We start from the raw sequence: 7,249 nt of genomic DNA on the forward strand, positions 1-7,249 counted from the left end.
AGACAGCGCCGAAGGAGTAGAACAGCATCAGCGCCGCGTTGATCAGCACGAACTCGCCCTTGTCGGCGCGGTCGTTGGCATGCGCCGCGGACAGCGAAAAGAGCGGCATGGCGAAACTGCCGAAGATGAAGACGATGACGAAGTTGAGGAAAGGGTCGGCGCCGGCCACGAACACCAGTGCCAATGCCGCCACCATGGCGCAGCAGGTTGTCGCCAGCAGCACCGAGCGCCGGTCCCGGCGGTCGGAGAGATAGCCGAGCGGATACTGGATGAGAGCGCCGCCGAAGATGCCGACGCTGACGAAGGTCACGACATCGGCGACCGACATGCCGATCTGCTCGGCATAGACGGGCGAGAGCGTGCGGAAGGCGCTATTGGTGACGCCGACCGCGATGCAGCCGATCGAGCCGAGCGGCGAGATGCGCCAGACGCGCGGCAGGTCGAGCTTGACGTCTTCCGGCGGCGTCGGGTTGGAGCGGTCGCCGAGCGAGACCGGCACCAGCGACAGCGTGATCATCATCGACATGATGGCGAAGATGGCAAAGCCGCCGGCGCCGAAGATCGGGATCAGGAACTGCGCGCTGGTGACCGAGCCGATGTCGACCATGCGGTAGATGGCAAGCACGCGCGCGCGGTCCTTGTTGGTGACGCCGGAGTTGAGCCAGGCTTCCATCACCGTGAACAGGCCGGCGAAGCAGAACCCGCCGGCAAAGCGCACCGCGCACCACATGATAGGATCGATGACCAGCACAAGGAGCAGCGTGCCGGCCGAGGCGGTGGCGGCGAGCGCCGAGAAGGTCCTGACATGGCCGACTGCCTTCAGGATGCGGGTGACGGCCAGGCAGCCGAGCAGGAAGCCGGCGAAATAGAAAGTGCCCATAAGGCCGATGACGGGGGCGGAAAAGCCCTCCTGCGCGCCGCGCAGCGCGATCAGCGTGCCCTGCAGTCCATTGCCGCCGAGCAGGATACCGGCGGCAATGAGGAGCGGGATAAGCGGGCGGATCGAGGACATGAGGGGAAGGCAATCACACGTTGGGGATCCTTCTTGGACCATCGCCACCGCCAATGCCAGCGGCAATTCCGGGAGAGCAGCGGGCCAGTGGCGACCCGCGGCGCTCTCGCTGGAGTTTCAGCGCGGAGAGGCGTCGCTTGCGGTCACGGAATGACAAGCGTCTTGGAACGCGTGCCTCTGCGCCAATTCAGATCGGCAACAAGGCGTCGGGTTTCACATTGGCGATCGAAGCGTAGGTGTGCGTTTCCCGGACCCCCGGCAGCGGCAGGATGACCCGCTGCAGGAAATCCTGGAACATTGCCATGTCGGCGATGCGCGCCTTGACCAGGTAGTCGAAGCCGCCAACCACCATGTGGCATTCGATGATCTCGGGCGCCCGCAACACAGCCTCGGCGAAGCGGTCGAAGACATGCGGCGCTGTATGGTCGAGCCGAACCTCGATGAAGACAAGTTGCGCCTTGCCGATCTTGGCCGGTCGAGGACGGCCCGCACCGCCCGGATGAAGCCTTCGCTGAACAGCCGCCTGATGCGCTGCGAGGCGCCCGTCGGCGACAGCCCGACCCGGCGGGCGAGGTCGAGCGTGGTGCGGCGGCCATCCTCCTGCAACAAACGCAGCAACGAGCGGTCGATACGGTCGAGATCGTCCATTTCAGTACTCACACTTTTTGGCCAAGTATTGCGTGATAGTCACGCGGAAATGGTCAAAACAGCATATTTCATCACGCTGTCAGGTGGCAATATCGTTCATGGGCAACTCAACCAGACCAGGGCAAGACCCCATGACATCAGCCATTTCGAACTACCGCAACGCCCACGCCAAGGGTGACACGCCGGTGCGCATATTGAGCGAGGCCGAGGTGAAAGCCTGCATCGACCTCCGCCGGCTTCTCGACGTACTGGCGGACGGCTTCCAGGCGCTGTCTGGCGGCAAGGTCGTCAATCCGGCGCGGCCCCAGCTCGACATTCCGCAGGCCGGCTATTCGCTGGCGATGCCGGCCTGGATGGCGGGCATGCATCTGACGGTGAAGATCGTCAACGTATTCGAGGGCAATATCGCCAGAGGCATCCCAAGCCATCTCGCCACCATCCATCTGTTCGACCCGCAGACGGGATTGCCGGTCTGCGTCATGGATGGCACCTACATCACCGCCGTGCGCACTTCCGGCTCGGCCGTGCTCTCGGTGCGCGAACTGGCCCGGCGCGACGTCAAGGTCGCGACTGTGGTGGGCGCCGGCGTCCAGGCCGGCCAGCACCTGCGCCTTCTGCCACTGGTCCGCGACTTCGCCGAGATCCGCATTGTCTCGAAGGAGTTCGCGGATGCGCAGGCGCTTGCGGCGCTACATCCGGGTATTGTTGCCGTCAGCGATATCGAGGCCGCGGTGCGCTCGTCGGATGTTGTCTGCCTGGCAACGCATTCCTTTGAGCCGGTGATTTCGGCCCAATGGGTGCGGCCCGGCACGCATGTCTCGTCGATCGGCGTCGCGCCACCCGGTGGCGAATTGCCGGTCGAGCTTGTCGGCAAGGCCAGCCTTTTCGTCGAGACAAGCGATGCATTTGCCCCGACGCCGGTCGGTTCCTGTGAACTGGCTGGCATCGATCCGGAAACCGGAGCCGAACTTGGCGAGATACTGCTCGGGGCGCGGCCGGGCCGGGTTAGCGCCGACCAGATCACCGTCTACAAGGCAATGGGCGTTGCCATGGAGGACATGGTGGCGGCCGACCTGGCTTACCGCGAGGCGATCCGCCGGGGACTCGGGGCTGTTGCATCGCTGTAAAGGGTGGCCGCCGCGACGCGCCACACGTGTGCGAGCGCATCGGCTGACAACGGAAGTGCCGCTCACGCCTCGCCGGCTTGCGGCAGCATCTTCCGCGCCGGATCGGGCGCTTCGTCCGCCGGCGCGGCCGACTTGGCCGGCCGCCGGCCAAGCGAGCCGGCGGTCAGCAGGCTGAGCACGATGAACGGGATGCCGATGCCGAAGGCCGAGCGGATGCCCCAATGATCCGAGACGAAGCCGAGCAGCGGCGGGCCGAGCAGGAAGGCGACGAAGGAGATCTGCGACAACGCCGCGACGTTAATCGCCGCGGAGCGGTCCGTGCGCTGCGCGGCGGCGGAGATCGCCAGCGGGAAGATGGCGCTTGTGCCGATGCCCAGAAGCGCAAAACCCAGCATCGAGACAGCCGGCGCAGGCGAGAAAAAGACGATGAGCACGCCCGCGGCCATTGTCGCCAGCAGCACGCGTGCCACGCCGCTTGGCGAATGGCGGTCGACGAAACTGTCGGCGAAGAAGCGCGTCGTCGCCTGCGAAAACGCAAACAGCGCCACCGTGCAGCCGGCGACGAAGGGACCCGTGTCGAACACGGTGCGCATGTAGATCGCCGACCAGTCGATACTGGCGCCTTCCAGCAGCATCGCCGACAGTGTCACCGCGACGAGGACCAGGATCGGCAATGTCGGCCGCGCGAACATGGGCGCGGCTCGCCGGTGCCGGTTTGACGGGCGGGCGCCGGCTCGTAGCCACCGAGAAAGAGCATCATCGACAGGCCCACCATCGGCACGACGACGGCGAGATGGAGTTGTGGCGACAGTCCGAGATGCGCGAGCGCGCCGCCGAACAGCCCGGCACCGAAGAAGCCCATGCTCCAGAACGAGTGCGCCCGGTTCATGATCCGGCGTCCGAGCAGGAACTCGGTCCTGTCAGCCTCGACGTTGAGAATGATCTCGACGCTGCCGATCATAAGGCCGACCGGAAGCAGCATCAGGAACAGCGCAAGCGGTCCCGGCGCGTGCACCGCGATGGCATAGGCGAGCGCGATGAGCGGCACCAGGCCGAGCAGCGCGCGGCGGAAGCCGACGCGTTCAAGCACCGGCGCCGCCAGCGTCAGCGCCGTCAAGGTGCCGATCGGCGTTCCGATCAGGCTGAGCCCGAGCGTGCCGTCCTCGATCTCCATGGCGCGCTTGATGTCGGGGAGCCGCGGGAAGATGTTGCCCATGGCGAAGGAATAGATCGCGAACCCGGCATAGACGCGGTGTTGAGGGGCAAGGCTGAGACCAAAACGCATCGTGGTGCTTTCAATGAAAGTGGGTCGACGGCTGGCTTGTCCAGCAGTCCGACAAGGCTCACTCCTTGCACAAACGTGCAAAACATGCAAGAACGTGCAGAACAAAAACAGGATCATGCAATGCTGACCGATCAACGACAGCAGATCATCCGCGACCGTCTTGCGGCCGAGGGGAGGGTGCTGGCCGGAGAACTGGCGAGCCACTTCGGCGTTTCCGAGGATACGGTCCGCCGCGATCTCAGGGAGCTGGCGAAAGCGGGCAAGTGCCGCCGCGTCTATGGCGGCGCGGTCGCATCGGCACCTTTGGCCGCGGCAACAGTCAGCCAGCGCAGCGGGCACGCGGTCGAGGAGAAGATGCGGCTGGCGAGCGCGGCAGTGAGGCTGCTTTCCGCCGGACAGAGTCTGTTCATAGATGGCGGCACCACCAACGCGGCGATAGCCAGGGCCATTCCGCGCGAGCTCGAGCTGACCATCGCCACCAATTCGCTGGATGTCGCCTCGGCGCTGTCCGATCATCCGTCGGTCGCGTTGATCGTGCTCGGCGGCAGGTTCGTCCGCGACCTCGGAACCTGCGTCGGCGCCGATACGCTGGCGGCCGTCTCGCAGCTTGGCGCCGATCTATGTTTCCTGGGCTCCTGCGGCCTCGACGCCGCGCGCGGCGTGACGGCCTTCGATTCGGCCGAGGCCGAGGTGAAGCGCGCTATGGCCAGGAACAGCGCCGGCCTTGTCATCGCCGTCACCAACGACAAGCTGGCGACAGCGGCGCCCTACCGCGTCGCCAAGCCCGAAGCGATCCGCCATCTGGTGGTCGAAAAGACCGCGCCGGCCGCGATCCTCGCCGATTTCGAACGCCAGGGTGCTGAAATCCATTTCGCGTGAGAGGCCAAAGCGGCACGCCTGTGTGGCTGGTGGCGTCTCAGTCCAAAAACTAGCTGGCGATCATCATCGCTTGTAGTTGTTGCCGATCCTCTGTGGACCACTGGCTTGGGTCTTCCCCATGCGCGGACTTCGCGTGAAGCTCAACGTGCTGCATGACTTCTTCCGCGCTTTCTGCCGTAAACCTCCCCGGACAGGCTTCCATCCCGGGATAGTCCTTGCACCGATACGTGTACGCCATCGCTGCCTCCATCTTAGGAACATCTAATGGAGCGACCGCCTGCGGCCTTTGTCAACCGGCTCTGCAATTTCAACCGAGACACTACCGCGTGACCGCTTGCCTTGACAAAACCGGCCTCCCATGCGCTTTTCGCGCCAATTTTCGAGGCGGGCCTTCGGTCCGCAATCAGCATCCGGACTTCATCCATGACAATGCATCGTTACCGCAGCCATACCTGTGCCCAATTGAGAAAGAGCGACGTCGGAAATTCCGTTCGGCTGTCGGGCTGGGTGCATCGCGTGCGCGACCATGGCGGCCTGCTGTTCATCGACCTGCGCGACCATTACGGCCTGACCCAGATCGTCGCCGATCCGGATTCGCCGGCCTTCAAGATCGCCGAGACCGTGCGCGGCGAATGGGTCATCCGCGTCGACGGCGAGGTCAAGGCGCGCCTGCCGGAGACGGTGAACGCCAACCTGCCGACCGGCGAGATCGAGATTTTCGCGCGCGAGATCGAGGTGCTGCCGGCGGCCAAGGAACTGCCGCTGCCGGTGTTCGGCGAGCCTGACTACCCGGAAGACATCCGCCTTAAATACCGCTTCCTCGACCTGCGCCGCGAGACGCTGCACAGGAACATCGTGGCGCGCACAAAGGTCATCGCCGAGATGCGCAAGCGCATGGGCGAGGTCGGCTTCACCGAATTCTCGACGCCGATCCTGACCGCGTCCTCGCCCGAAGGCGCGCGCGACTTCCTGGTGCCGTCGCGCATCCATCCCGGCACCTTCTACGCCCTGCCGCAGGCGCCGCAGCAGTACAAGCAGCTGATCATGGTCTCGGGCTTCGACCGCTATTTCCAGATCGCGCCGTGCTTCCGCGACGAGGATCCGCGCGCCGACCGTCTGCCCGGCGAATTCTACCAGCTCGACCTCGAAATGAGCTTCGTCGAGCAGGACGATGTGCTGTCGACCATGGAGCCGGTGCTTCGCGAAGTGTTCGAGAGCTTCGCCGCCGGCAAGCCGGTGACGCAGAAATTCCGCCGCATCCCCTATGACGAGGCGATGCGCACCTACGGCACCGACAAGCCGGACCTGCGCAACCCGATCGAGATGCAGGCCGTATCGGATCATTTCCGCGAGTCCGGCTTCAAGGTGTTCGCCAACATCCTGGCCAATGATCCGAAGGCCGAGGTCTGGGCCATTCCGGCCAAGACCGGCGGCAGCCGCGCCTTCTGCGACCGCATGAATTCGTGGGCGCAGGGCGAGGGCCAGCCGGGCCTCGGCTACATCTTCTGGCGCAAGGAAGGCGACAAGCTCGAAGGCGCCGGTCCGATCGCCAAGAACATCGGCGAGGTGCGCACCGAGGCGGTCCGCCAGCAGCTTGGCTTGGCCGACGGCGACGCCGCCTTCTTCGTCGCCGGCGACCCGAAGAAATTCGTCTCCTTCGCCGGTGCCGCGCGCACCCGCGCCGGCGAGGAACTGAACCTCGTCGACCGCGACCGTTTCGAGCTTTGCTGGATCGTCGACTTCCCGTTCTTCGAATGGAACGAGGAAGAGAAGAAGATCGACTTCGCCCACAATCCGTTCTCCATGCCGCAGGGCGGCATCGAGGCGCTGGGCGGCGAGGATCTGCTCGGCATCAAGGCGTTCCAGTACGACATGGTCTGCAACGGCTTCGAGATCGCCTCCGGCGGCATCCGCAACCATCTGCCGGAGACCATGGTCAAGGCCTTCGAGACGGTCGGGCTCGACCGCGCCACCGTCGAGGAGCGCTTCGGCGGCCTCTATCGCGCCTTCCAGTATGGTGCGCCGCCGCATGGCGGCATGGCGGCCGGCATCGACCGCATCGTGATGCTCTTGGTCGGCGCCAAGAACCTGCGCGAGGTCACCATGTTCCCGATGAACCAGCAGGCCTACGACCTTCTGATGAACGCGCCCTCGGAAGCCACGCCGCAGCAATTGCGCGAACTGTCGCTGCGCGTCGCCGTGGCAAAGAAGGACTGACGGCAGCGTTGCAACTGCTCTTTCTCCCCGTCTCTGTACGGGGAGAAATGTCCGGCAGGACAATGAGGGGCAGCGCGGACG

7 protein-coding genes and 1 pseudogene are annotated in these 7,249 nt (G+C 65.0%); 3 read left to right on the top strand and 5 right to left on the bottom strand.

What is annotated here, in order from left to right; translation table 11 throughout:
- Positions 1 to 1,012: MFS transporter (locus EOA33_RS18290; RefSeq protein WP_127406230.1), on the bottom strand; the 1,012-nt coding region annotated here is incomplete at its 3' end.
- Positions 1,013 to 1,199: 187 nt separating this feature from the next.
- Positions 1,200 to 1,660: pseudogene (locus tag EOA33_RS18295) on the bottom strand (Lrp/AsnC ligand binding domain-containing protein).
- Between the two features lie 131 nt (positions 1,661 to 1,791).
- On the opposite strand from EOA33_RS18295, the gene EOA33_RS18300 reads away from it, so the two are divergent.
- Entirely contained in the window at positions 1,792 to 2,787 is a 996-nt protein-coding gene (locus tag EOA33_RS18300) for an ornithine cyclodeaminase family protein (RefSeq protein WP_245482356.1), read from the top strand.
- Between the two features lie 62 nt (positions 2,788 to 2,849).
- Here the strand turns inward: EOA33_RS18300 and EOA33_RS40550 are convergent, their stop codons facing one another.
- Both EOA33_RS40550 and EOA33_RS40555 read right to left on the bottom strand, forming a co-directional pair.
- Complete coding sequence (locus tag EOA33_RS40550; protein ID WP_245482357.1) at positions 2,850 to 3,479, bottom strand: MFS transporter; 630 nt, start codon at positions 3,477 to 3,479, stop codon at positions 2,850 to 2,852.
- Positions 3,434 to 4,072 (bottom strand): hypothetical protein, encoded by a 639-nt coding sequence (locus EOA33_RS40555; RefSeq protein ID WP_245482358.1) that lies wholly within the window; start codon positions 4,070 to 4,072, stop codon positions 3,434 to 3,436. The genes EOA33_RS40550 and EOA33_RS40555 overlap by 46 nt, the downstream gene beginning before the upstream one ends.
- A gap of 120 nt (positions 4,073 to 4,192) precedes the next feature.
- Between EOA33_RS40555 and EOA33_RS18310 the strand changes: the two genes are divergently transcribed.
- Positions 4,193 to 4,951, top strand: coding sequence for a DeoR/GlpR family DNA-binding transcription regulator (locus EOA33_RS18310; protein WP_126054979.1), 759 nt, complete (start codon positions 4,193 to 4,195; stop codon positions 4,949 to 4,951).
- A 49-nt stretch (positions 4,952 to 5,000) separates the two neighbouring features.
- On the opposite strand, the gene EOA33_RS18315 is transcribed toward EOA33_RS18310, so the two are convergent.
- Positions 5,001 to 5,201: a DUF1059 domain-containing protein gene (locus EOA33_RS18315; RefSeq protein ID WP_348628247.1), complete on the bottom strand. Its 201-nt coding sequence runs from the start codon at positions 5,199 to 5,201 to the stop codon at positions 5,001 to 5,003.
- 179 nt (positions 5,202 to 5,380) lie between these two features.
- Between EOA33_RS18315 and aspS the strand changes: the two genes are divergently transcribed.
- Positions 5,381 to 7,168: an aspartate--tRNA ligase gene (gene aspS / locus EOA33_RS18320; RefSeq protein WP_190234298.1), complete on the top strand. Its 1,788-nt coding sequence runs from the start codon at positions 5,381 to 5,383 to the stop codon at positions 7,166 to 7,168.
- The last annotated feature ends 81 nt before the right edge of the window (positions 7,169 to 7,249 follow it).

The organism is Mesorhizobium sp. M4A.F.Ca.ET.050.02.1.1, assembly GCF_003997725.1.
Taxonomy (GTDB): domain Bacteria; phylum Pseudomonadota; class Alphaproteobacteria; order Rhizobiales; family Rhizobiaceae; genus Mesorhizobium.